Genomic DNA, 893 nt, shown 5'->3' with positions numbered 1-893 from the left:
GCCATGTCGCTCGTCAAGGAGATGCCAGTGCTGGCCGTCTCCCGGCAACTGGAGATCACCGACAAGCGCCTGTGGCGCATCGTGCACCACTACGTGGGCCGCATGCTGGGTGAGCTGGACCTGACAGGCGTGACCGCTGTCGGCGTGGACGAAACGGCCTCACGACGGGGGCAGCGCTATGTCACGGTGTTCCTCGACATGCAGCGTCAACAGGAGCCGGTCATTTTCGCCGTGCCCGGCCACGGCAAGGCTGCCATCGAGGCCTTCAGCGGCTTTCTGGCCGAACATGGCGGTGACTCGGACAATGTGGTCGAGGTGGTCTGCGACATGTCTCAGGCCTTCCTGAGCGGCGTTGCCGAGCACCTGCCCAACGCCGAAGTGACGGTCGACTGGTTTCACATCGTGCAGACCTTCACCAAGGCGCTGGACGAGGTCCGCAAGAAGGAGCGCCGTGAGAAGGGGCATCCCAAAGCCCTCCGGTGGGCGGTCTTGAAGAACCTGGAAAACGGCAACCAGACGGCCAAGCAGCTGGCCGCCCTACAAGAGCTGGTGGCCGATCGGGGCGCCACCGCCGATGCCTGGGTGATCAAGGAAAAGCTGCGCTGGATCCAGAAGGCTGCGACGCCGCGTGCCGCCCGGTGGCGCATCACGAATTACCTCAAGGTGATGCGGGAGGCGGTCACCGATCAGCCACTGCTCAAGCCCATGGCGAAGGCCCTGACGACGCTCGAACGACATGCCGAGCAGGTGGTGAGGCGCTGGATATCGGGACTGACCAACGCGCGTCTGGAAGGCATGAACGGCCTGTTTCAGGCAGCCAGATCACGCGCACGCGGCTACCGAAACGAGGCCAACTTCATCGCGATGATCTACCTGATTGGCAGCCCCGTGGG

The 893-nt window shown here is 64.1% G+C and carries 1 protein-coding gene; it reads left to right on the top strand.

From position 1 onward, the window contains the following. Positions 1–27: 27 nt before the first annotated feature. Positions 28–893: ISL3 family transposase (locus FEI13_RS18810; RefSeq protein WP_240036582.1), on the top strand; the 866-nt coding region annotated here is incomplete at its 3' end.

The sequence above is a fragment of the Halomonas urmiana genome (assembly GCF_005780185.1).
In the GTDB taxonomy this organism is placed as follows: Bacteria; Pseudomonadota; Gammaproteobacteria; order Pseudomonadales; family Halomonadaceae; genus Halomonas; species Halomonas urmiana.
Note: the sequence above shows the minus strand (reverse complement) of the source record. Positions and strands in the feature narration are given on the sequence as shown.